This is a genomic window from Deltaproteobacteria bacterium (assembly GCA_016875395.1).
Taxonomy (GTDB): Bacteria; Myxococcota_A; UBA9160; order UBA9160; family UBA6930; genus VGRF01.
The window spans coordinates 138,329-159,536 of record VGRF01000005.1 but is presented as its reverse complement, the minus strand read 5'-3'; the positions used below and the strand labels follow the sequence as shown (position 1 = coordinate 159,536).

Below are 21,208 nucleotides of genomic sequence, written 5' to 3'. Positions count from 1 at the left end.
CGCGGAGGTGTTCTTGCCGAACAGCGTGCCCTGCGGGCCGCGCAGAATCTCGACGCGCTCGACATCGATCAGGTCCTGCAGCGCGAGACCGGCGCGGCTGCGGTAGACGCCGTCGATGAACTAGCCCACCGCGGACTCGAGGCCGGGATTGTTGCCCGAGGTGCCGACGCCGCGGATGCGGATCACGCCGCCGTTCGTGCTGCTGTTCGACGAGGTGATCACGAGACTCGGCGCGACTTGCTGGAGGTCCTTCACGTCGGCGATGCCGCGCGCCTCAAGGCCTTCGGCCGTGATCGCGGTGACCGCGATCGGCACTTCCTGCACGCTCTGCGTGCGGCGCGTCGCCGTGATCGTGATCTCTTCCACGCCGTAGTCGGGCGCGGCCTCTTCCGCGGCGGGCGCCTCGGCGGGCGCGGCCTCTTCTTGCGCGGCGAGCGGAATCGCGAGCGAGAGGGTCAGCGCGAGCGCGGCGAGCGCGCGCACGGGGGTGATGGGCGCGAACATGCAGAGTCTCCTGTGTGAGCTGGCACCAACTCGGGCGCGCACGCGACGCGCGCCCCAAAGGGTGCGCATTCTGAACGCTGCTCTCGCGCCGCGGAAGGGGGAAAACGCTCAGTTCAGGCGCTGACTAGGCGTCACTCACGCGAAGCCACCGCCGTTGCAGCGGGCTGGCCCGCCGGCGCGCGCCAATTCAAGTAGATCGGTGACGACCACGCGCGCGGCTCACGCTCGGCGAGGCAGTCGTCGGCGACTCCGCCTGCACCGGGGCACAGCTGCGCCTTCACGCAGTTGCCCGCTTCATCGCGCTCGCACTGAATCCCGCCGGCGTTGATCGCTCGATCCGGCGCTTCGTAAACGCGCGCGTAGTAGAGCGCCTCGCGGCCGAGCGTCGGGAACTCCGCGTCGGTGAACTCGAAGGTGCAGCCCGCGCTGTCGGGCGCGCAGGCGTGCACGAGGAACGGATCGTCGATCAGCTCCGCGATGGCTTCGCCGGGCGCTTGCTGCGGGCGAATGCGCACGATCTCGATGCGTGTGATCGGGCGGCGCACGTCGCTCGGGTTGTGGCACTCGCCTTTGCACAGCCGCTCGATTCCGTCGGGGCCGAGCGCACGAGACGACTCGTCGGGGCAGCCCGGCTGCTGCTCGAACGCACCCTGCGCGCGCACGCGAAACACCGGCGCCTCCGACAGTGCGAGCTGCGCGCCCATCGGCGCCGGGCCGCCGGGCGCGTTCACGAGATCGAACCAGAGCAGCGTGCGCTGACCGGTGGTGCCGTACACCTCGCGTCGCTCGAACGCGCTCCAGATCGAGTCGCGATCGCGCCCGCTCGCGTGTACCGCGGTGAGCCCGCCCATCATGAAGAACGAGCCCTGCCGCTCGGTCTCGGTCAGCTGAAAGCCTGAGAACTGCGCGGGATCGAAGGGGCGCGGCTGCGACGACGGCGGCATCTGCTGCGCACTCTGCCAGCGTGCGAGCAGGCCGGTCGCCGGCTCGCCGTTCGACTCGGTGTTGCCTCGCCGGTTCTTCTGCTTGAAGCCCGTGCCGGGGCGCGCGAAGTGGTTGTCGCTCGCGGCGACGAAGCCGAAGCGGAAGCGGCGCGGCGGCTTCGCCTCGTCGTCCCAGCTGCCGAGCGCCGCGATGTACTGCGCGCTGCCGCCGGGCCGGTAGTTGAACGCGGGTTGATCGCAGTCGCGGCACTGCCCGGCATCGAGCCAATCCGCGGCGCTCTCGCCGTCGACGACGAGATGCCCAGGCACGCCTGCGTCCGCCGCCAGCTGCCGCGTGCGCGCGGCGCGCTCGTCGCACTCCTCGGCGCTCGTGTTCTCTGCGAGGCAGCGCTCGCGAATGATCTCGCCCGCGCGCCAGCACGAGGGCAAGTAGTCGGGCTGCGGCGGCGGACACGACGGCTTCCCCTCGGCGTCGAATTCGACGTCGCGGAAGTCGCGGTACTGCTCGGAGTCGCCGTGGCCCGAGAACACCTCGAGCAGAGTCTGGCGATCGTCGTCTTGCATGCGCCCCGCGAGCTGCTTGTCCCACGTCGAGCCCGGCGGCGTGTACATGCCCCACGTCGTCCCGTGCGGGATCACGAACGAGTCGACGCCCCAGTCGTCGAGCTTGTCGAACAGCACCGCTGGTGTTTCCGCCACTTCGAGGCAGTCGGCGGGCAGCTCGCGCACCGGCACGCCCTCGGCGCAGCGCTGCGTGGGATCGCGCTCCGCGAAGTAGCGGGCCAGATCGCGGTAGCGCTCGTGGCCGCCCAGCAGCGAGGCGTAAGCCCGCACGAAGAAGTTGGGGCCGCCGCTCTCGCGGATCCGGAGAGCCGCGCCGCCGGCCGCGATCGGGCGCGCGGGCACGTCGGCGTCGTCGAGGCCCCGCAGCACGATGTTCTTGTGCCCGAAGTGGTCGGCGGGCGTGGCGCCGATCTGCGTCCACTCCCAGCCGAGGAACGCGACGGTGTCGGGATTCGTCGCGTCGCCCGCGACGGCGTTGCACTGGCGCACGGACTCGACCGTGTCGAGCCAGTTCGCGCTCGTCAGGCCCTCGGCGTGGTCGTTGATCGACCAGAAGTCGAGCGCCGAGCAGTGGCGCGCGAAGTCGCAAGCATCGGCGGGCGGATGCGCGCCCTCCCCGACCGCGGCGGGCAGGCTGAGCATGAATGCGTCGAACGAGAACGAGGTGTGCACGTGCAGGTCGCCGAACAGAACCTGCTTCGGCGCGTCCACGGCGAGCGCGCGTGCGGCGAGAAGCTGCGTGCTCGCTTCGTTCGCGACGCGAGTCGCACTTCGTGCCGGCCCGCGAATCGTGCCGGGCGTCTCGGTGTCGCCGAGCCAGCCTTCGCCGCCCGCGAACACGAGGCCTGCCGCCGCGAGCAGCAGGAGCCCGAACACGCCGAGGATTCTCTTCACGCGCACCCCTCCCGAGCGCGCGCAGCCTACACGCAACGCGATCAAGCCCGCGGGCCGCAGCGCCGAGAAATCGCGGATGGTGCCGCCCGCGTTCGCTGCGATCGCGCCCTACGAGTTCGCACTCGGTGCGCCGCTGCGCGTGCGCGCCTGGCCGGCGCGCGCGCGGCTCGCGCTGAAGCGTTTCGTGCTCGGCGCGCCGGAAGACGAGCTGGTCGCGATGGCGGCGCCGCGCCGGGGCATGGCGCACCTCACGATCGTCGCGCTGCTCACGCTTCCGCTCGTGCTCGCGGATGCCCGCGAGCAACGCGGGAACCGCGCTCGCGCGCCTCGCTTTGCTGCTCCCGGTCGTCGGCGGCGTCGCGCTCGCGGCGCGACTCGAGGGCGTTCACGAGCGCCCGCGGCCGATCGTCGAGTTCCTGGGAGCGCTGCTGCTCGCGCTCGCGCTCGTCGGCGTGCTCCTGCTCGCCGTGCGAGCTGCGCTCTCGCTTGTCGACGCGCGACACGCACTCGCGCTCGTGGTGCTGGCGCTCGCGGCGCTGTCCGTGCGCGGCGACCCGCGCGCCTGCGCCTTCGCCGCGGCGCTCGGCGGATTCGCGAGCCATCGCGGCGAACTCTCGCTGCTGGCACTCACACCCGACCTCGCGATCGTGAGCTCTGCAGGCGTCGCGAGCACGCTCGCCGCGCGCCGCCGGCGCAGCCTCGCGCGCCTCGCGATTCGCGACCCCCGCGAGCGGCGCGCTGCATGAAGCCGCATTCGCGCGCTGCCTCGCCGCGTCCTGCGAGCGAGCGCGCGCGGCACAGCGGCCGCTCAGCGTCGTGCGCATCGAGCTCACATCGCTGCACGAGATCCGGCAAACACACGGCGAGGCGTTCGCGAGCGCGCTCACACGCTGGCTCGCGCGCATGATCGAGGACCGCTTCCGCACGACCGACTTGTTGGGTCGCGTGCACGCCGACGCCTTCGCGATGGGCCTCGTCGATGCCGATCATCCCGACCTCGCGCGCCGCTTCGAGCAGCTGCGTGACGAACTCTCCACGATCGCGCTGGTGAAGGATGGCCAGCGCGAGCCGATCGCCCTCGCGCTGACCTTCGGCATCGCCGCGCTGCCGAGAGAAGCGCTCGACGCCGACTCGGCGCTGAGGCTCGCGGCGACGCGCGCCGCCCTCGCGCGTTGGCGCACGCAGCGGGCGGCCTGAGGCCCGAGCTCAGCTGCGCGAAACGCGCTCCGCCGCCTCCGACGCGGCGCGCAGACACGCGACGAGACCTGGCACGACGTTCTCGGGACTGCGCTCGTACTCGAGCGAGAGCGCGCCGCGGAACTCGATCTCGCGCAGCGCGCGAAACACCGCGTCGAGATCGAGCTTGCCCGCGCCGAGGATGCAGCCCTCCGCGAACGCACCTTCGCTGACGAAGTCCTTGAGGTGCACGCCGTGCACGCGCGCACCGAAACGCCGCAGCGCCAGGGTGGGATCGATGCCGCTGCGAATGAAGTGCCCCGTGTCGACGCAAGCGCCGAAGCTCGGATGCCTCTCCGAGAGCGCCGCCTCGATCTCCTCGATCGTCTCCCATGCCATGCCCGGCCCGTGATTGTGAATCGCGAGCCGCACCTCCGCGTGCTCCGCGCACAGCGCATCGAGCGCTCCCAACACCTCCGCGTCGGGCGCGATCGAAAGCACTGGAACTCGCGCTCGCTTCGCGAACGCGAACAGCGAGCGCGCCTCCGCTTCGCTGGCGACGGCATTCACGCCATGCGCCGCGATCGCGACGCCGCGTTGGGAGCACGTCGCGAGTACGGTGTCAATCGCGGCACCATCGCTCGTCACGGCGAAGTGCTCGCCGAACAAATTGGCCCGAGCGCGGTCGTGGGAATCAGCTCGATGCGCGCGAGCCCGAGCGCACGCGTGATGTCGAGCGCCGCCTCGAGCGTGTAGTGGCGCAGCGAGAAGCTCTGGATCCCCATCGCGAAGCCGCCGTACGACAGGCGCAGCGGCTCGATCTGCGGCGCCTGCGACTCCGCGCCACCTCCGCACGCGAAGGCGAAGGCAGCGCTCGCGCCGAGGCTCGTCCGCAACAACTCGCGTCGCGTGGCCGTGAGCATGCGCGGCCTCTCCTCTGGAGCGAAGGGGAGCAGCATCGCACGCAAGCGCACCGAGATGTCGCCGTTCCCATGCAGGGAGGACCCGCCGCGGCGCGAAGCGCCGCCTGCTGCATTCGCCCTGCGAGCTGCGCGCTGACGCCACCTCTCGGCCTGTCATAAGCTCGCCGACCGCAAGCCTCGGACTCGCGCAAACAAGGAGCGCTCCGCATGCTCAGCAAGTTCGACGACTACCCCATCCATCAAACACCCGAGCCCGTCCTTCACGTCGCCACCGCCAGCCGGAACGCCTACGACCGCTACTGGTTCAACGGCTACGCCGACGACGGCAGCTGGTACCTCGGCATCGGCGCCGCGTTGTATCCGAACCTCGGCATCATGGACTGCGGCCTCTCGCTCGTGATCGACGGCAAGCAGCACGCCTTCCACGCGTCGCGCCGCGCGCCGCGCGAGCCGAGCGACCTGACGATCGGGCCTTTCCGCATCGAGATCCTCGAGCCGATGATGTCGCTGCGCGTGACGGTCGACGACAACACGACTGGCATCAGCGGCGAGCTGCTCTGGATTCCGCGCACCGCGAACATCGAGGAAGGCCGGCAGACGCACGGGCGCGGCAAGGGCATCATGGACGCCACGCGCTTCAACCAGTTCGGCCACTGGCAGGGCGAGCTGCGCTACGCGGGCAAGACGCTGCGTCTCGACCCGCGCAGGAACTACGGAACGAAGGATCGCTCGTGGGGCATCCGCCCGGTGGGAGAGGGCGACCCCGCCGGCGCGCCGCCGCAGACCGCGCCGCAGTTCTTCTTCCTGTGGGCGCCGCTGCACTGGCCTGATAAGTGCACCCACATGTGCCTGTTCGAAGACTCGTACGGCCAGCCTTGGCACTTCGACGGCATGGTGTGCCCCGTCTATGACGACCCGAAGAAAATCCCCGGCGTCGAAGACCCCGGCACCGAGCTGCTCGCCGCCGCTGAGCACCGCCTCGTCTACGTGCCCGGCACGCGCCGCGCCGCGCGCGCCGAGCTGAGACTCTTCAAGAAGACGGGCGAGCGCCTCGAGATCGCGATGGAGCCGACCCTGTGCTTCCGCATGAAGGGCATCGGCTACTCGCACCCCGAGTGGGGCCACGGCCGCTGGAAGGGCGAGCTCGCGATCGGAGGCGAGAGCTGGAAGCTCGCGGGCGTGAACGAGATGGCGATGGAGAACCAGCACATCCAACAGGTGATGAAGGTGCGCATGGGGAGCCAGACCGGCATCGGTGTGCTGGAGCAAATCGCGATCGGCCCGCACGTGAAGTACGGGTTCAAGGAAGTGCTGGATCCAGCGCGCTGAGATGGAGCGTGCGGCGCGCGTCGTCGAGCATCGCCTCCCGAGGTCGGTGCTGTGCGTGGTCGAGCGCGCGCCGGATCCGAGCTGCGCGCCTTGGGTGCGCGCTTGTTTCGGATACGAGGAGCGCGCGGCGGCCCCGCTCGTCAAGCACGAGTTCGCGAACACCAGCGTCGTCGTGATTTTCGAGATCGGGACGCCGATCGAAGTCGGCGAGGGCGCGCAGGCGGCGCGCCGAGTGGGCGGATTCGTCGCGCGCATCCACGAACGCCCCACGCGCACGGCGTTCTCGGGACATCAGCTCGGCGTCGAGCTGCTGCTCAGCCCGCTCGCCGCGCACTTCGTATTCGGCGTGCCGCCGGCGGATCTCGCGCAGCGGGTCGTTTCGGCAAGCGACCTGCTCCCGCGCGAGCAGCGCGATCTGCCGGTGCGGCTCGGCGAGCTCGCCAGCTGGGACGATCGCCTCGACGCGGTCGAGCGCTTCGTCGCGAACGCGCGGAGAGCGAAGCCACCCGCGGCTCTGCGCGAGCTCGCGTGGGCCGTCGCTGAGATCGAGCGCCATGCCGGCCGCGTGCGCATCGCGGCGCTCGCGCGCGAGCTCGGCTGGAGCGAGCGCCGCCTCGAGCGCGCCTTCGCGGAGAACGTGGGCGTCTCGCCGAAGCTGTTCGCACGCCTCGCGCGCTTCGAAGCGCTGATGGCGCACGTGCACAGCGGTGCGAGCGCGAACTGGGCAGATGCGGCGCTCGCGCTCGGCTACGCCGACCAGTCGCACCTCGTGCGCGACGTGCGTCAGTTCGCGGGCGTGCCGCCAACGCTCGCCGAGGCGCAGACGCTCGGTGTGGGGCGCACGGCCGTGGCCTGAACGCGGCGCACGTGTCGGATTCCTTCAAGACTCGCGGGAAGCGGCGGGCGAGGTTCACGCGCAAACGAGGAGACGCATGCCGACGCCGTACTTGATTGCGAGCCCCGCGAGCGAAGCGATCGACTTCTACGCGCGCGTGTTCGGCGCGCGGGAGCACATTCGCCTCGCGATGCCCGACGGCAGGATCGGCCACGCCGATCTCTCCATCCGGGATGGCACGCTGATGCTCGCCTACGAGTTCCCCGAGCAAGGCTTCGCGAGCCCAAAGCGGCTCGGCGGATCGCCGGTGGAGCTGCACCTGCTCGTGCCCGACGTGGATGCGACCCACGCGCGCGCGTGCGCTGCCGGCGCAACGGAGAAGAGCGCGCCCGAGAATCAGGTCGACGGCGAGCGGCGCAGCTCGATCGTCGATCTGTTCGGCCACGTTTGGCTCCTCGCCACGCGGCGAGAAGAGCTTGCGCCCGACGAGATCGTCCGGCGCTTCCACGCGGCGATGAGCAAAGGAGAGATCACATGAACGACTGCGACACGGGGACCCTTCGACCTCAACAAATCGCCGATCCACCTGAGCGAGCGCGCGCCCGCGGCACCGCAGCACGGCTTCGGCTTCGACGGCCCCGCGTTCGAGGCGTACATGGCGAAGCACTGCACGCCGGGCGCGCCGGGGCGGCTGATGATGATCGAGACGACGCCGAAGGACTGGCCCGGCGTGGGAGCGCCACACCGAGGGCGACGAGATCGTGATCGTGCTCGAAGGCGAGGGAGAGCTCGTGCAAGAGCTGGCTGGAGGCGCGCGCGTCTCCCCGTTCGGCCCGGGCAGCACGTTCATCAACCCAGCCGGCGTGTGGCACGCCGCGAACGTGCGCAAGTCGATGCGCGCGATCTACATCACGCCGTGTCCGGGGACGGAGAGCCGGCCGCGCTGAGCGCTCACAGCCACGCGGGCCGCTCCCCAATCACTCTCTTCGCGCGCAGCTCCGCGATCTCTTCCTCGCGCAGCCCGAGCTCCCGTAACAACTCCTCGTTGTGCTGCCCGAGCGTCGGCGGCGGCGCGACGCGCAGCGGGCGCGGCCACGACTCGAAGCGCATCGGCAACTCGGGGTAACGCGTCGCGCCGGTGACGGGATGCGCGAGCGTCGTGTACGCCGCGCGCGCGTCGAGCTGCGCGTTCGGCAGCAGCGCGTGCGCGTCGATGCACACGGACGCGGGCACACCGGCGGGGAGCAGCGCGGCCTCGGCGTCGCGACTCGTGCGCGCGGCGCACCACGCCCCAATCGCTGCGTCGATCACATCGTGCGCGGCGCGGCGGCCGGCCGCGCTCGCGAGCGCGGCGTCGCGCAGCGCGCGCGGATCGCCGAGCACGTGGCGCAGCGCCTGCCACTGCGCATCGCTCGCCACCGCGATCGCGATGAACTGCTCTTGCGGCGCGCGCCCCGTCTCCTCCGCGCAGCGATACACGCCCTGCGGCACCGCATACGGGCCGCGGTTGCCCTGCCGCTCGAGCAGCACGCCGTGCTTCGTCCACTCGATCACCTGCTCCGCCGCGGCGTTCAGCGCGGGCTCGACGAGTGGCAGCTCGACGAGCTGGCCTTCGCCCGTGTGACTCCTCTGCTCGAGCGCGAGCAGCGTCGCGAACGCGGCGTGCATGCCGCCGAACGGATCGCACGCGCCGCGCACGACGAGCGGCATGTCCTCGTAGCCCGTGAGCCACGCGAGCCCGCTCACCTGCTCGACGTTCGGCGCGAAGCCGACGCGATCGCGCCACGGCCCATCGAGCCCCCACGCCGGCATGCGCGTCAGCACGAGGCGCGGATTGCGCGCGTGCAGCGCGTCCCAGCTGAGCCCGAAGTGCTCCATCACGCGCACCGAGAAGTTCTCGATCAGCACGTCGGCGCGATCGACCAGGCGCAACAACAACTCTCGGCCCTCGGGCGCGTCGAGGTTCAGCGTGATGCCGCGCTTGTTGCAGTTCACGCCGTGGAAGACGGCGCCGCGCTCCCAGAGCGGGTCTTTGCGGATCGCGCCGGCGAAGCGCATGCCGTCGGGGCGCTGGATCGACTCGACCTTGATCACGTCCGCGCCGAGATCGGCGAACACGCTCGTGACGATCGGGCCCGCCCAGAACGCGGTGAGGTCGACGACGCGCAGGCCCGAGAGCGGGAGATTGCTCGTGGCGCGCCGCGACCACTCTGGCGCCGCCTCGGGCGCGTGCGCCTCGAAGCGCGCGCTCACGCTGTGCTCGCCGAGCTTCGGCGCGCGCTCGAAAGGGCGCGGCGCGCACGCGGAGAGGCGATACGGCACGCGCGGCTGCATGAAGTCGCCGTGCGGCGAGCGCACGAACACGCCGCGCTCGCGCAGGTGGTCGAGCTCAAGCACCCGCTTGCCGTCGCCGATCGGTGCCGCGGGAATGCGCAGCTCGTTCGCGCGCTCGATGATTTCCGCCACGGTGTGCCGCTTCGTCCACGCGTGCATCGCGTCCTGCACCTCGCGGAGGTGCTGCATGCGCACGCGCGCTTCGTAGAGGCGCTCGTCCTCACCGAGTTCGGGGCGCTCGATCAGCAGGCAGAAATCCTTCCACTGCTGGCCCGTGTACGCCGTGAGGCCGACCCAACCGTCGCGAGTGGGCTCGATCGAGGGCGTATCGATCGAGATCGCCGCGGGCATCTGCAGGAACTGACCCTGCAAGTCGTGCAGCGTGGTGAGCGTCGCCAGCAGGCTCTCGAACTGGCTCACGTCCGCGTGCTGGCCGCGGCCCGTGATGCGCGCAGCTTGCCACGTGAAGAGCGCAGCGAGGGCGACGTACGGCCCCGCCATCCACTCGCCGATGCGCCCGCCCGCGCTCACGGGCCCGCGCTCGGGGAGACCGCGATAGCCCGTGGCGCCGCACTGCGCCTGCATCGTCATCTCGGTCGTGGGCCGCGGCGCGCGCGCCCACGGACCTGTTAGGCCGTACGGCGAGAGCGAGACGACGCTGAGGCGCGGGTTCGCCTCGCGCAGCGCAGCGACTCCGCCGAGCGCGTCGAGGCCGCCCGGTCCGCGCGACTCGACGAGCACGTCGGCAGCGCGCGCGAGCCCGAGGATCCGCGCGCGCCCCGCGCCGCTCGCGAGCTCCACCGCGACGCTCTGCTTCCCGCCCGCGAGGAAGCGAAACAGCGCGCCGTCTTCACCTCGCGCGAGCGGCGCGTGCGACGCGCTCCATGCGCGCAGCGGATCGGGCGCAGCCCCGTCTTCGAGCTTGATCACGTGCGCACCGGCGTCGCGCAGTAGCTTGGTCGCATACGCGCCCGCGATCTCCGTCGTGAGATCGAGCACGCGCAGCTTCGCGAGCGGCATCTCCATCACGAAGCAGTGTGCCATGCTGCCCGCCTTTTCTGCTAGAGGAGAAGAGGTGCGGCGATTCGACGGCAAGGTCGCGCTGATCACGGGCGCCTCGGCCGGGATCGGGCGCGCGTGCGCGGAGCGGCTCGCGAGCGAGGGCGCGAGCTTGTTCCTGTGCGACGTCGCGCGCGAGGGGCTGGAGGAGACGGCACAGCGCTGCAGCGCGCTCGGCGCGGCGGTGGCTACGCGGACCTGCGACGTGGGCGACGAGGCGCAGGTGCAGACGACGGTGCAGGCCTGCGTCGACCGCTTCGGCAAGCTCGACGCGCTCGTGAACGTCGCCGGCGTGCTCCTGCTGAAGCATCTCGCCGACATCTCGCTCGCCGAGTTCGAGCGGGTGATCCGCATCAACCTCACGGGCTCGTTCCTGATGTGCAAGGCGGCGATGCCGCACTTGTTACTGACGAAGGGCGCGATCGTGAACACGAGCTCGACGTCGGCGCTCGCCGGCATGCCGTATGGCGCCGCCTACGGCACGAGCAAAGGCGGCGTGCTCGCACTCACGCGCACGCTCGCGGTCGAGTTCGGCAAGAAAGGCGTGCGCTGCAACGCGATCTGCCCGGGCTCGATCACCACGGCGATGAGCGGCGGCGGCCTGCTCCCGAAGGACGCGGATTGGAAGCTCGTCGCGCGCGCGATTCCGCTCGACAGCGCACGCGGCCCCGAGGTGGTCGCGAGCGTGGTCGCGATGCTGTGCTCGGACGACGGCATCCACATCAACGGCGAGTCGATCCGCATGGACGGAGGAACTCTGGCGTGACGCCTGCCGAAGCTGCCGACATCGCCGAGATCACGCAGGCGATCTACCGCTACGCGTCGGCCATCGATCAGCGCGAGCTCGACTTGCTCGACTCGATTTTTCTGGCGGATGCCACGATCCACTACAACTTCTTCGGGCTGAAGCCGCGTGCGTACGCTGACACGAAGCCGTGGCTCGAGGCGTCGCTGCGCATTCATCGCGTGACGCAGCACAACATGTCCACGCCGCGCGTCGATCTCGCCGGTGATGCGGCGCGATCGACGACGTACGGAATCCTCGCCCACGCGCAGGAGAAGCTCGACGGCGCGATGAGCGTGCTGACAGCACGGCGTGTACGTCGACGAGTGGACGCGAGCCGCACGAGGCTGGCGCATCCGTTCGCGGCGCCTCGACAATCTGTTCATCGTGGGCCGCTTCCTCGGCCCGAACGCTGCGCGAGCGCTGAGGCCTCCCGCTCGGTCTGATCTCGCCGCCGCGCGCGCTGGTTGCCGGCGACGAGGCGGCGCTCGCGCCGCACGCGCTCGGCGTCGCGCCGGGCACGATGGTGCTGGTCGGCGTCTTCCTCGCCGCGTTCATCACGTACTACTTCGTGAATTGGAAGCTGCTCTCGGTCGTGTGGAAGGTGGGCTGATGGCGGCCGTAATCGTTCCGGGAGACGTGCGCCGAGCGCGCCTCGAGACGCGCGAGCTCGCCGCGCTCTCGGCGCTCGCGTTCCTGCTCGCCGCGACCGCCGCATGGTGGGCGCTCGCGCTCTGGCCGGCACCCGGCGATCCGCCGGACTGGCTCTCCCGCGCGCGCTGGGTGTGCTTCAACGTCGGCGACAGCGGCCTCCCGAGCGCAGCAGGCTGGTTGCTACTGATCGGCGAGCCCCTCGGCCTGGGCGCCGCGCTCGTCATCACGTTCAAGACCTCGCTGCGCAGCGGCCTGCGCACGCTGCGCTCGAGCGAGGGCGGCCAATTCCTCATCGCCACCGTCGCCGCGCTCCTGATGCTCGCGCCACCCACGCCGCCGCACGCATCGTCCGCCTCACCGCAGGCACCACACCCGCGAGCATCGAGAGCGCCGCGCCCGTGCCCGACACATACCCGCGCCTCGATCGCCCCGCGCCGCCGCTCGGCCTCGTCGACCAACACGGCGCCCGCGTCGACGTCGCAGCGCTCCGCGGGCACCCCACCCTAATCACTTTTGCCTTCGCTCATTGCGAGACCGTCTGTCCGGCCCTCGTCTCGCAGGCGCTTGCCGCGCAGCGCAACGCGGCACCCGATTCCCATCCGCGCGTCGCGATCATCACGCTCGATCCTTGGCGCGACACGCCATCGCGCCTCCCCGCGCTCGCCAGGAGCTGGCAGCTCCCCGACGACGCCATCGTTCTCTCCGGCGCCCCTGCCGAAGTCAACGCCGCCCTCGACCGCTGGAACGCCCCCGCAATCGCAACGAATCCACCGGCCAAGTCGACCACCCCGCGCTCGTCCACATCCTCGACCCCGACGCCAACATCGCCTTCGCGGCAAACGGCTACGAGCGCATCCTCAGCGCACTCCTCGCCCGCTTCTGACCGAACCAGCGCCGCGACCGCCCCTTGAAACCCGCGCGAGAACGGAGGGCGCGCAGCAGCGCCGAGGCGGCTCGAAGTCGCCGAGGCGTCGGCCTCCGCTGCATCGCCGGTCCCGAGAGGTTGTCCCGCACTCGGGTGAACCGAGCAGGGCGCTGCGGGGAGGGCAGCGCCGGGCGAGCCGAACGTGCCTTAACAACCGCGGCCCGGACCGCGCGCGGCGTCCCCCTACCCCCGCCCCTCCGCGGTCCGCTGCCGCTGATTCACGAAGTAGTACGCGACACCGAACGTGAACAGGAGCGCCGTCCCGAGCGCTGCGCCGAAAGGCTGATTGCGCGCGTTTCCCTTGATCTGGTTCTCGATGATGTTCCCGATCATGTCCACGCGACCGCCGCCGAGGATGTCGTTCACGGCGTAGATGCCGAGCGCCGGCACGAACACCAGCAGCACGCCCGCGCTGATGCCCGGCGCGGTGAGCGGCACGATCACGCGCGAGAACGCGCGCACCGGGCCTGCGCCGAGATCGAGCGCGGCCTCGATCAGCGCACCGTCGAGCTTCTCCACGCTCGTGAAGATCGGGAGAATCATGAACGGCAGGAACGTGTAGACGAGGCCGACGACGACGGCGCCCGGCGTGTAGAGCATGTCGAGCGGCTCGCTGATGACGCCGATGCCGAGCAGCAGCGAGTTGAGGATGCCCTGCGTCTTCAGGATCGTGACCCACGCGTACGTGCGGATCAGGAAGCTCGTCCAGAACGGCACCATCACGGCCATCAGTAACAAGTTGCGCCAGCGCGCGTCGAAGCGGCCGATCAGGTACGCGACGGGGTAGCCGGCCGCGAGGCAAATCAGCGTCGTGAGGCCCGCGTAGAGAATCGAGCGCACGACGATGCGCAGGTAGATCGGGTTCCCCACGTTCGCGTAGTTGTCGAACGTGAAGGTTCCCCACTGAACTCCGCCGAGCGTGCCGCGCTCGAGGAAGCTGTACGTGAGCATGATCGCCGCGGGCGCGACCACGAACGCCGCCGCCCAGAGCACGATCGGCAGGAGCAGCAGCGAGCCGATCCGAGTCGGCTCGCGCTGTGCTCCCGTCGCCGCGGCGAATCGCGCTGCGCCCTGCCTCATGAGACGCAGGCCTCCTGAATCACCTGCGCGCCGGCCTCACGAGCCCGCCTGCGCCTTCGCGTTGGTGAACAGCGCGTCCACCGTCGCGGCGGCTGCGCCGATGTCGACGAAGGTCTCGAGCTTCGGGCTGCCGGGCGGGTAGCTCGCGCCATTCGCAAGCTCCTTCTCCGAAAGCAGCTTGCGCGCTTCGACGTTCGGGTTCGTGTACGGGAAGTCCGCCGAGATCTTCACGCTGACTTCGGGCCGCAGGATGTAGTCGATGAACTTGTGCGCACCGGCGAAGTTCTGCGCGCCCTTCGGGATCGCGAAGCTGTCGATGAACATGTGCGCGCCTTCCTTCGGCAGCACGTACGCGAATTGCCCGCCGCCCTCGTTGATCAGGATGGCGCCCTCGCCCGACCACACGATGCCGAGATCGACGTCGCCGCTCAGCAGCGACGTCTTCGGGCTGTCCGAGTCGTAGATCTTCACGAGCGGCAGCCACTTCGCGAGCACGGGCTTCACCTTCTCGAGGGTCTCGGGCGTGACGTCGTTCGCCGAGAGGCCGAGCGACTCGAGTGCCCACGACACGACCTCGCGCGAGTCGTCGAGCACGACGATGCGGCCCTTGTACTTCTCCTGGAACACTGCGGCGTAGCTGTCGACCGGCTCCGTGATCTTCTCCGTGTTCACCGCGATGCCGACGGTGCCCTGCATGTACGGCACGCTGTAGGCGAGCTCGGGGTCGTGCTGCAGCCCCATGTATTCCGGCCCGATGTTCTTCAAGTTCGGAATCAGGGACTTGTCGAGGGGCACTAACAAACCCTCCTTGACCATCGCCTCGACCGTGTACTCGGACGGCTGCACGAGGTCGTAGGGCGTTCCGCCGGCCGTGAGCTTCGCGAGCATCTCTTCGTTCGAGCCGTATCTCTCGTAGTTCACCTGGATGCCGGTCTCGGCCGTGAACTCGTCGATCACGCCTTGCGGCAGATACTCCGACCACGCGAACAGATTCAGCTCGCGCGCCTCGTCCGCAGCGGGAGCCGCCGCCGGCGCCGCGGCTTCCTCCTCGCCGCCACCGCACGCCAGCGCCGTGGCGAGCGCGAGCGCCCCAACAACTCGCTTCCAGTCGTTACTCCGAGCTCGCATGCGTCCCTCCTCCCCTCGCGGGGTACTCATGGATTCCGTCTGCGCAGCGCTTCCGTGAGGAACAGCGCCATCACCGTGATCAGGATCAGCACCGTCGAGATCGCGTTCAGGGACGGGTCGAGCCCCTTCTTCACTTTGCCGAAGATCACGATCGGCAGGGTCTGGGTGCGCGCGCTCGCCGTGAAGTAGGTGACGATCAGGTCGTCGAGCGAGAGCGTGAACGCCATCAGCGCGCCCGACAGGATCGCGGGCATCAGGAACGGCACGAGCACCTTGAAGAAGGCCTGCAGCGGCGTCGCGCCGAGGTCGAGCGCGGCCTCCTCGAGCGAAGGATCGAGGCCCGCGAGGCGCGCCTGCACCGCGGCCATCACGAACGGGAAGCAGAACGTGACGTGCGAGATCACGATCGTCGTGTAGCCGAGCTGCATCTCGAGCGTGACGAACAGGATCAGGAGGCTCACGCCGAGGATCACTTCGGGCACGATCATCGGCAGGAACACGAGCGTCTCGATCAAGCCAGCCGCCTTGTAGCGGTAGCGATACAAGAGCCACGCGCCCGCCGTCCCTAACAACACCGACAGCGTCGTCGACGCCGCCGCCACGATCACGCTGTTCTGCGCCGCGCGCATCAGCACGCGGTCGTTCCACATCTTCGCGTACCACTCGGTGGTGAATCCGGTCCACTCGATGTTGAGCCGAGACTCGTTGAACGAGAACGCGATCAGGATGGCGATGGGCACGTAGAAGAAGATCAGGACGAGGACGGTCCAGCCGGTGAAGGCGCGGAGGAGCCAGCTCACGGGCGTGCGCTCGTGTGGGCTTGTCGATCCGTCGAGGTTTGCGCTCTCTCCTTGTTTACTTCGCTCGCCTCCGCGGACTCCGGCTCGCTGCGCGCTTCGCTTGCGGCCTCGGCCGACCCGCAGCGCGGTGAGTTCGTCATCGAGGCAGCAGCGACTGTTTCCTCAGCGCGCCAATGCGGCGAGGTGTGCGGCTGCCGCAGAGAAGTCGGGGCATCGCGGTTTGCGTCAGACATACACGCTCGCAGCGGCGTCGAACGTGCCTACGTGCACGTCGACGACTTTCTTCACGTCGGGCGTGTAGCCGCCGGCGAGCACCCACGCGGTGGGCAGGCGTTCGCGCTTCGCCCAGGCGAAGACGGTGCGGTCGCGCTCGCGCAGATCGGCGTGATCGAGGTTCAGCGGGGAGTACGGGTCTTCGCGGAACGGATCGGCGCCGGCTTGGTAGAGCAGCAGATCGGGGCGATCCCAGGCGAGGATCGCTTGCATGCCGCGCCCCAGCGCTTCGAGCATCTCGGCGCGGCCGCTGCCGTTCGCGAGCGCGAACGAGACGTGGTTCGGGCCGTCGGCGTGCCGGCGGTGCTCGACGTCGAGATAGGCCTTGTTGTGCCAGTAGTCGTTTCCGTAGATCGAGCAGTTGAAGAGCCAGGGGCGGCCGACGCACATCGAGGCCGTGCCGTTGCCGTAGTGAAGATCGAGATCGAGCACGGCGACTTTCTTCACGCGACCTGCGGCGCGCAGCGCCTCCGCCGCGACGACCAGGCCGTTGAACGTGCAGAAGCCCTCGCCGTGATCGGCGTGCGAGTGATGGAAGCCACTCGCCACCGCCGCGGCGACGCCGTCCGCGAGCGCGCGCTCGGCCGCCGCGAGCGCGCCGCCATTCGTCAGCAACACCGAAGGCCACAGCGCCGCGGACCACGGGAACTTCTGCGACTCGGCGAGATCGCGCGGGGCGCCGGTGCGCACGGCCTCGATGTACGCATCGGTGTGCACGCGCCGGAGCAGCGCAGGATCGAGCGCTGCTGGCGCCTCGACGCGCACTCCGGGCCAACTCGCGACGGCGTCGGCGACGAGCTGGAACTTGCGCATGGGCATCACGTGCTCGCCGATGTCGGCGGCGAAGCCCGGGTGGTGGTAGGCGACGATCACGCGCGCAGCGTGGCAGAGACGCGTGTGCGGAGTAAAGAGCGAAGCGCGCGTCAGGCCGTCGGCGGGAGCAATGCGAAGCGCTCGCGTGCGGCGAGCCAGCCCGCGGCGTCGCGACGCAGCGGAGCGAGCGCGGCCTCTGGTGTGTGCGCGCCGTAGACCGCGTAGATCGAGTCGACGATCGCTGCCGCCTCGGCCGCGGGAAGCTCGCGCTCGGCCTCGCTCCCGACGCGGCGGATCACGAGCTCGAACGGAAGCGGCGGCAGCGTGGGGTCCCGAAAGTCCGGCTGGTGATACGGCGCCACCGTGGGGTCGATCTTCAGGAAGCCCGCGCGCTCGTACGAGCGCTGCGCCGCACCGCCCGGCTCCATCTCCGCCACGAGCACGAAGCGCGCACTCGCGCCGAGACCCGCGGCCTGCGCGCTTCGGCGCGCGAGCGCCAGCGGCAGTGCGCGCAGCCAGCCCGCGAGCCCGCTGCCGCGCTGGGCGGGGTCGACGAGCACGTGCGAGAGATGCACCACGACAGGGCCGGGCGCGGCCGCGCCGTCCGCGGCGAGGCGCACCACCGCGCTGTGATCGCGGACCGCCGCGATCTCGCCCGCGACGCGCAGCACGAGCATCTCGTACGCGAGCCGCGCCGAGCCGACCGCGCGGGCGGGATCCCAAGCGAGCCGCTCCGCGATCACCTCGCGCCGCTCCATCGCGCCGTCGTTCCCAAACTCCGCCCAGAGGCGCTCGTACCCGCGCGCGAACTCGGCGTCGCTCGCGCCGGCGACGCGATGCACACGCAGCGCGTCCCAGTGGCGCCGCGCGATCTCCCGATCGCCGGGAGCGAGATCATCGGCGCACAGCGCGGCGTCCACGGTGCGCGGCGAAGTACCGGGCGCCCCGTGCAGCGGCAAGACCCACACGCCGGCGCAACCCGGGTGTCCGACGCTCCGCCGCGGCGCGTGCGCGCTGGCGCCGCCCGCGCGCGCGTGCTGATGTTCCGGGCATGAGCACCGCATTCGATCTCGCCCAGCTGCGCCGGCTCGACGCCGCGCATCACCTTCACCCCTTCACCGATCACGCCGCGCTGCACGCCCAGGGCACGCACGTGATCCGCTCCGCGCGCGGCTGCACGCTCGTCGACGAGACGGGCCGCGAGCTGCTCGACGGCCTCGCGGGCCTCTGGTGTACGAACGTCGGCTATGGGCGCGAAGAGATCGCGCGCGCCGTCGCGGAGCAGATGCGACAGGTCGCCTTCTACCCCTCGTTCTTCAACACCTCGACCGAGCCGACCATTCGCCTCGCCGCGCGTCTCGCCGAGCTCGTCCCGCGCGGGCTCGGCCACGTGATCTTCTCGAACTCGGGCAGCGAGGCGAACGAGACCGCGATCAAGCTCGCGCGCGCGTACTGGAAGCTGCGCGGCAAGCCCGAGAAGAAGAAGGTGCTGTCGCGCACGTTCGCGTATCACGGGGTCGGCCTCGCCACGACGTCGCTCACCGGCCTGCCGAGCTGCCTCGATCCGTTCGACCTGCCGCTGCCCGGCTTCTTCCACGCGCCGGGACCGCTCTCATACGGCACCGAGCTCAGCCCGAGCGATCATGGGAAGTGGTGCCTGCAGGAGACGGAGAAGCTGATCGCGCGCGAGGGCGCGAGCACGATCGGCGTGATGTTCGCGGAGCCGATCCAAGGCGCGGGCGGCGTGATCGTTCCGCCCGAGGGCTACCTCGCGCAGCTGCGCGAGATCTGTCGCCGCAACGAGATCCTGTTCGTCGCGGACGAAGTGATTACTGGCTTCGGCCGACTCGGCGCGTGGTTCGCCTCCGAGCTCTGGAAGCTCGACCCCGACCTAATGACCGTCGCGAAGGGCATCACGAGTGGATACATCCCGCTCGGCGGCACCTTCGCGCGCGACGAGATCGCGCACACGCTCTCGACGGGCGGCTACCTCGCGCACGGCTTCACCTACACGGGCCACCCGACCGCCTGCGCGGCGGCGCTCGCGAACCTCGAGATTCTCACGCGCGAGAAGCTCGTCGAGCGTGTGCGCGACGACATCGGCCCGCGCTTCCAGGCGCACCTCGCGAAGCTGCGCGCGCATCCCGCGGTCGCCGAGACGCGCGGCTTCGCGCTGATCGGCGCCTTCGAGATGAAGAAGCCGCCGCGCGGCCCCCTCGCGAACAAGACGCCGAACACGCTCGGCCCCGCGCTGCACGCACTCGCCCGCGAAGAGGGCGTGATCGTGCGCGGCATCCGCGACCTCGGCGCGATGTCGCCGCCGTTCGTGGTGACGCACGCGGAGCTCGACGAGATGTTCGCACGGACGACGCGGGCGCTCGATCGGTTGTGGGCGGGGGAAGTGGCGAAGGGGTGAAGACGTGTGCCGCCCTGGTTGCTCGGGCGCGGGCGGCGGGCGGCCGGCTGCTCCTCGTGGCTCGTCGCGGCCTTGGGAGGGAAGCGGCCCTCGTCGTGGCGCGCGCGTTTCCTGAAGGCGGGCATTCTCAGGGGCCGCGCCTGCGCTTTACCTCGGCGCAGCCGGCCGCCCGCCGCCCGCGCCTGCGTGGCGACTCGGTTCACGGCGCGCGCGACGGGATGCCGCGCAGGGCATGACGGAATTGGGGGCGAATCCTCGGCGCCGTTGAGGCGCCTCCGATTCGCGCTGCGCGCGTTCTCGGCCTGAGTGCGACGGCGGGTGCGGTGCTCGTTCGTGCTCGTTGCTTCGGGTGAAGCTCGGGCGCCGTGGAGGCGCATTCGCTTCATGGCCCTGGCGGTCGCACGGCTTGCGGTCTCGACGCCGAGATCGTGGTCGGAGTCAGCTCTGCTTGCGGGGGCTCTTTCCTGTTAGGCGCGTGAAGGCCTGATAGCCGAGCCAGCGCAGGGGCTCGGGGGGGATCGGGAGGAGGCGCTTGTTGTGGAACGGGAGGTCGCGCCAGGGTGCATCGTTGCCGACGTAGAGGTCGGCGAGCACTTTGCCGGCGAGTAGGGCGAGCGAGACGCCGTGGCCGCTGTAGCCGAGGGCGTGCAGCACGTTCGGGCCGACTTGGCCGCGGCCGATGCTGGGCTGGCGGTCGAGCGTGATGCCGAGGACGCCGGACCAGCGGTGCTCGATCGGCACGTGCGCGGCGGCGGGGAAGTAGCGGTGCAGGATGCCCTGCATGAAGGGCTGAGAGCGGGCGATCGCTTCGGGTGTGGTCACGACGCGGCTGCCGTAGTGGTACGAGTAGGCGGGGTTGCCGCCGCCACCTAACAACAAGCGGCCGCCCGGCGTGCGCATCGCGTAGGCGATGCGGTCGAGGTCGTCGCTGAAGCCGTCCCAGTTGCCCCACGCGAGCCGCTGCCACGTCGCGTCGTCGAGCTGCGCGGTCGCGAGCGCGTGACTGTGAAGCGGCAGCACCGTGTTGCGGAAGAACCCGAGCGCGGGCGTGTAGCCGTTCGTCGCGAGCACGAGCGTTTTCGCGCGCACTTCGCCGCGCGGCGTCTCGAGCACGACCTCGCTGCCGCCGCTCACGCGCGCCACGCGCGTGTGCTCGTAGAGCGCGATTCCGCGCGCGAGCAGCACGGGGCGCAGCGCCTGCAAGAGCGCGTAGCCGTGGAGGCGCCCCGCGAGCGGGTTGCGCACCGCGCCGTGCGCGCCGCCGATGCCGAGCTTCTCGCGCGCGATGAACTCCGCGGGCACGCACGCCGCGCTCCAGCGCTCGGCGCGCGCGTGCGCTTCCTCGGCGCGCTTCGCATCGGTGAACACTTCGAGCGCGCCTGCGCGGCGGAAGGCGTGCGGCGCGTGCGCGGCGGCGAGCTGCTCGGCGATGTCGATGCCCATGCCCGTGACCGAGTGCAGCCGGCGCAGCTCGTCGTCGTTCTTCGCGCTGACGCCGTTGATCCAGTGCAGCGCCTGCCCGCCGTTGCGCCCACTCGCGCCCTGCCCCAGCACGCCCGCCTCGACGAGCGCGATGCCGAGCTCGGGCCGCAGCGCGCGCAGGTGCAGCGCGGTCGAAACGCCCGTGAAGCCGCCGCCGATGATCGCGACGTCGCTGGTGACGCGCGCCACGAGCGGCGGCGCCGGCTGCGCGGGCTCGCATTCGGCCACCCACACCGAGCGGTTCTCGTCTTCGTACTGGTCAGTCATTACGCGCGCAGCTTAATCTGCATC

22 protein-coding genes are annotated in these 21,208 nt (G+C 70.5%); 11 read left to right on the top strand and 11 right to left on the bottom strand.

The genetic code is table 11. The annotated features are described in order from the left end of the window. Positions 1-120: 120 nt before the first annotated feature. Positions 121-504: a TonB-dependent receptor plug domain-containing protein gene (locus FJ091_06410; GenBank protein MBM4382987.1), complete on the bottom strand. Its 384-nt coding sequence runs from the start codon at positions 502-504 to the stop codon at positions 121-123. Positions 505-635: 131 nt separating this feature from the next. Next, positions 636-2,906 (bottom strand): DUF3604 domain-containing protein, encoded by a 2,271-nt coding sequence (locus FJ091_06405; GenBank protein ID MBM4382986.1) that lies wholly within the window; start codon positions 2,904-2,906, stop codon positions 636-638. A 290-nt stretch (positions 2,907-3,196) separates the two neighbouring features. Between FJ091_06405 and FJ091_06400 the strand changes: the two genes are divergently transcribed. Both FJ091_06400 and FJ091_06395 read left to right on the top strand, forming a co-directional pair. Beyond that, the gene (locus tag FJ091_06400) at positions 3,197-3,652 is read left to right on the top strand and encodes a hypothetical protein (GenBank protein MBM4382985.1); all 456 of its coding nucleotides are present in this window, start codon (positions 3,197-3,199) and stop codon (positions 3,650-3,652) included. After that, positions 3,561-4,103: a diguanylate cyclase gene (locus FJ091_06395; protein ID MBM4382984.1), complete on the top strand. Its 543-nt coding sequence runs from the start codon at positions 3,561-3,563 to the stop codon at positions 4,101-4,103. The genes FJ091_06400 and FJ091_06395 overlap by 92 nt, the downstream gene beginning before the upstream one ends. Before the next feature lie 9 nt (positions 4,104-4,112). On the opposite strand, the gene FJ091_06390 is transcribed toward FJ091_06395, so the two are convergent. Both FJ091_06390 and FJ091_06385 read right to left on the bottom strand, forming a co-directional pair. After that, a complete protein-coding gene (locus FJ091_06390; GenBank protein MBM4382983.1) occupies positions 4,113-4,652 on the bottom strand; it encodes a TIM barrel protein in 540 nt (179 codons plus the stop codon). A 74-nt stretch (positions 4,653-4,726) separates the two neighbouring features. Then, positions 4,727-5,005 carry a hypothetical protein gene (locus tag FJ091_06385; GenBank protein MBM4382982.1) on the bottom strand — a complete coding sequence of 93 codons (279 nt, stop codon included), beginning with the start codon at positions 5,003-5,005 and terminating at the stop codon, positions 4,727-4,729. A 207-nt stretch (positions 5,006-5,212) separates the two neighbouring features. Here FJ091_06385 and FJ091_06380 point away from each other — a divergent pair, with 207 nt between their 5' ends. The 4 genes from FJ091_06380 to FJ091_06365 all read left to right on the top strand — a co-directional run bounded on the left by FJ091_06380 (position 5,213) and on the right by FJ091_06365 (position 8,116). Further along, positions 5,213-6,334 (top strand): hypothetical protein, encoded by a 1,122-nt coding sequence (locus tag FJ091_06380; GenBank protein MBM4382981.1) that lies wholly within the window; start codon positions 5,213-5,215, stop codon positions 6,332-6,334. A 1-nt stretch (position 6,335) separates the two neighbouring features. Then, positions 6,336-7,190 (top strand): AraC family transcriptional regulator, encoded by an 855-nt coding sequence (locus FJ091_06375; protein MBM4382980.1) that lies wholly within the window; start codon positions 6,336-6,338, stop codon positions 7,188-7,190. 76 nt (positions 7,191-7,266) lie between these two features. Continuing rightward, a complete protein-coding gene (locus FJ091_06370) occupies positions 7,267-7,707 on the top strand; it encodes a VOC family protein (GenBank protein ID MBM4382979.1) in 441 nt (146 codons plus the stop codon). A gap of 223 nt (positions 7,708-7,930) precedes the next feature. Then, positions 7,931-8,116, top strand: coding sequence for a hypothetical protein (locus tag FJ091_06365; GenBank protein MBM4382978.1), 186 nt, complete (start codon positions 7,931-7,933; stop codon positions 8,114-8,116). Positions 8,117-8,120: 4 nt separating this feature from the next. Here FJ091_06365 and FJ091_06360 read toward each other — a convergent pair whose 3' ends face one another. Continuing rightward, the gene (locus tag FJ091_06360; GenBank protein MBM4382977.1) at positions 8,121-10,547 is read right to left on the bottom strand and encodes a CoA transferase; all 2,427 of its coding nucleotides are present in this window, start codon (positions 10,545-10,547) and stop codon (positions 8,121-8,123) included. Between the two features lie 31 nt (positions 10,548-10,578). Between FJ091_06360 and FJ091_06355 the strand changes: the two genes are divergently transcribed. The 4 genes from FJ091_06355 to FJ091_06340 all read left to right on the top strand — a co-directional run bounded on the left by FJ091_06355 (position 10,579) and on the right by FJ091_06340 (position 12,911). Continuing rightward, complete coding sequence (locus tag FJ091_06355) at positions 10,579-11,328, top strand: SDR family oxidoreductase (protein ID MBM4382976.1); 750 nt, start codon at positions 10,579-10,581, stop codon at positions 11,326-11,328. Next, complete coding sequence (locus FJ091_06350) at positions 11,325-11,792, top strand: nuclear transport factor 2 family protein (GenBank protein ID MBM4382975.1); 468 nt, start codon at positions 11,325-11,327, stop codon at positions 11,790-11,792. Before FJ091_06355 ends, FJ091_06350 begins: the two co-directional genes overlap by 4 nt. Positions 11,793-11,958: 166 nt before the next feature. Then, entirely contained in the window at positions 11,959-12,507 is a 549-nt protein-coding gene (locus tag FJ091_06345) for a hypothetical protein (protein ID MBM4382974.1), read from the top strand. Next, the gene (locus FJ091_06340; GenBank protein ID MBM4382973.1) at positions 12,399-12,911 is read left to right on the top strand and encodes an SCO family protein; all 513 of its coding nucleotides are present in this window, start codon (positions 12,399-12,401) and stop codon (positions 12,909-12,911) included. The genes FJ091_06345 and FJ091_06340 overlap by 109 nt, the downstream gene beginning before the upstream one ends. Positions 12,912-13,108: 197 nt before the next feature. Here the strand turns inward: FJ091_06340 and FJ091_06335 are convergent, their stop codons facing one another. The 5 genes from FJ091_06335 to FJ091_06315 all read right to left on the bottom strand — a co-directional run bounded on the left by FJ091_06335 (position 13,109) and on the right by FJ091_06315 (position 17,939). Next, positions 13,109-14,005, bottom strand: a complete 897-nt coding sequence (locus FJ091_06335) for an ABC transporter permease (GenBank protein MBM4382972.1) — start codon at positions 14,003-14,005, stop codon at positions 13,109-13,111. Between the two features lie 36 nt (positions 14,006-14,041). Then, complete coding sequence (locus FJ091_06330) at positions 14,042-15,133, bottom strand: spermidine/putrescine ABC transporter substrate-binding protein (protein MBM4382971.1); 1,092 nt, start codon at positions 15,131-15,133, stop codon at positions 14,042-14,044. A 26-nt stretch (positions 15,134-15,159) separates the two neighbouring features. Continuing rightward, entirely contained in the window at positions 15,160-15,933 is a 774-nt protein-coding gene (locus FJ091_06325) for an ABC transporter permease (GenBank protein ID MBM4382970.1), read from the bottom strand. A gap of 225 nt (positions 15,934-16,158) precedes the next feature. Further along, positions 16,159-17,025, bottom strand: a complete 867-nt coding sequence (locus FJ091_06320) for a histone deacetylase (protein ID MBM4382969.1) — start codon at positions 17,023-17,025, stop codon at positions 16,159-16,161. A gap of 104 nt (positions 17,026-17,129) precedes the next feature. Continuing rightward, entirely contained in the window at positions 17,130-17,939 is an 810-nt protein-coding gene (locus FJ091_06315; protein ID MBM4382968.1) for a hypothetical protein, read from the bottom strand. 131 nt (positions 17,940-18,070) lie between these two features. Between FJ091_06315 and FJ091_06310 the strand changes: the two genes are divergently transcribed. After that, positions 18,071-19,435, top strand: a complete 1,365-nt coding sequence (locus tag FJ091_06310) for an aminotransferase class III-fold pyridoxal phosphate-dependent enzyme (protein MBM4382967.1) — start codon at positions 18,071-18,073, stop codon at positions 19,433-19,435. A 438-nt stretch (positions 19,436-19,873) separates the two neighbouring features. Here the strand turns inward: FJ091_06310 and FJ091_06305 are convergent, their stop codons facing one another. Next, positions 19,874-21,184 (bottom strand): FAD-dependent oxidoreductase, encoded by a 1,311-nt coding sequence (locus tag FJ091_06305; GenBank protein MBM4382966.1) that lies wholly within the window; start codon positions 21,182-21,184, stop codon positions 19,874-19,876. Positions 21,185-21,208 lie beyond the last annotated feature (24 nt).

Coding starts and splice junctions, on each gene's coding strand:
- FJ091_06345 (MBM4382974.1), top strand. CDS start 11,959: ATGGCGGCCGTAATCGTTCCGGGAGACGTGCGCCGAGCGCGCCTCGAG.
- FJ091_06360 (MBM4382977.1), bottom strand. CDS start 10,547: ATGGCACACTGCTTCGTGATGGAGATGCCGCTCGCGAAGCTGCGCGTG.
- FJ091_06370 (MBM4382979.1), top strand. CDS start 7,267: ATGCCGACGCCGTACTTGATTGCGAGCCCCGCGAGCGAAGCGATCGAC.
- FJ091_06400 (MBM4382985.1), top strand. CDS start 3,197: ATGCCCGCGAGCAACGCGGGAACCGCGCTCGCGCGCCTCGCTTTGCTG.
- FJ091_06385 (MBM4382982.1), bottom strand. CDS start 5,005: ATGCTCACGGCCACGCGACGCGAGTTGTTGCGGACGAGCCTCGGCGCG.
- FJ091_06310 (MBM4382967.1), top strand. CDS start 18,071: ATGAGCACCGCATTCGATCTCGCCCAGCTGCGCCGGCTCGACGCCGCG.
- FJ091_06330 (MBM4382971.1), bottom strand. CDS start 15,133: ATGCGAGCTCGGAGTAACGACTGGAAGCGAGTTGTTGGGGCGCTCGCG.
- FJ091_06305 (MBM4382966.1), bottom strand. CDS start 21,184: ATGACTGACCAGTACGAAGACGAGAACCGCTCGGTGTGGGTGGCCGAA.
- FJ091_06320 (MBM4382969.1), bottom strand. CDS start 17,025: ATGCCCATGCGCAAGTTCCAGCTCGTCGCCGACGCCGTCGCGAGTTGG.
- FJ091_06380 (MBM4382981.1), top strand. CDS start 5,213: ATGCTCAGCAAGTTCGACGACTACCCCATCCATCAAACACCCGAGCCC.
- FJ091_06410 (MBM4382987.1), bottom strand. CDS start 504: ATGTTCGCGCCCATCACCCCCGTGCGCGCGCTCGCCGCGCTCGCGCTG.
- FJ091_06335 (MBM4382972.1), bottom strand. CDS start 14,005: ATGAGGCAGGGCGCAGCGCGATTCGCCGCGGCGACGGGAGCACAGCGC.
- FJ091_06375 (MBM4382980.1), top strand. CDS start 6,336: ATGGAGCGTGCGGCGCGCGTCGTCGAGCATCGCCTCCCGAGGTCGGTG.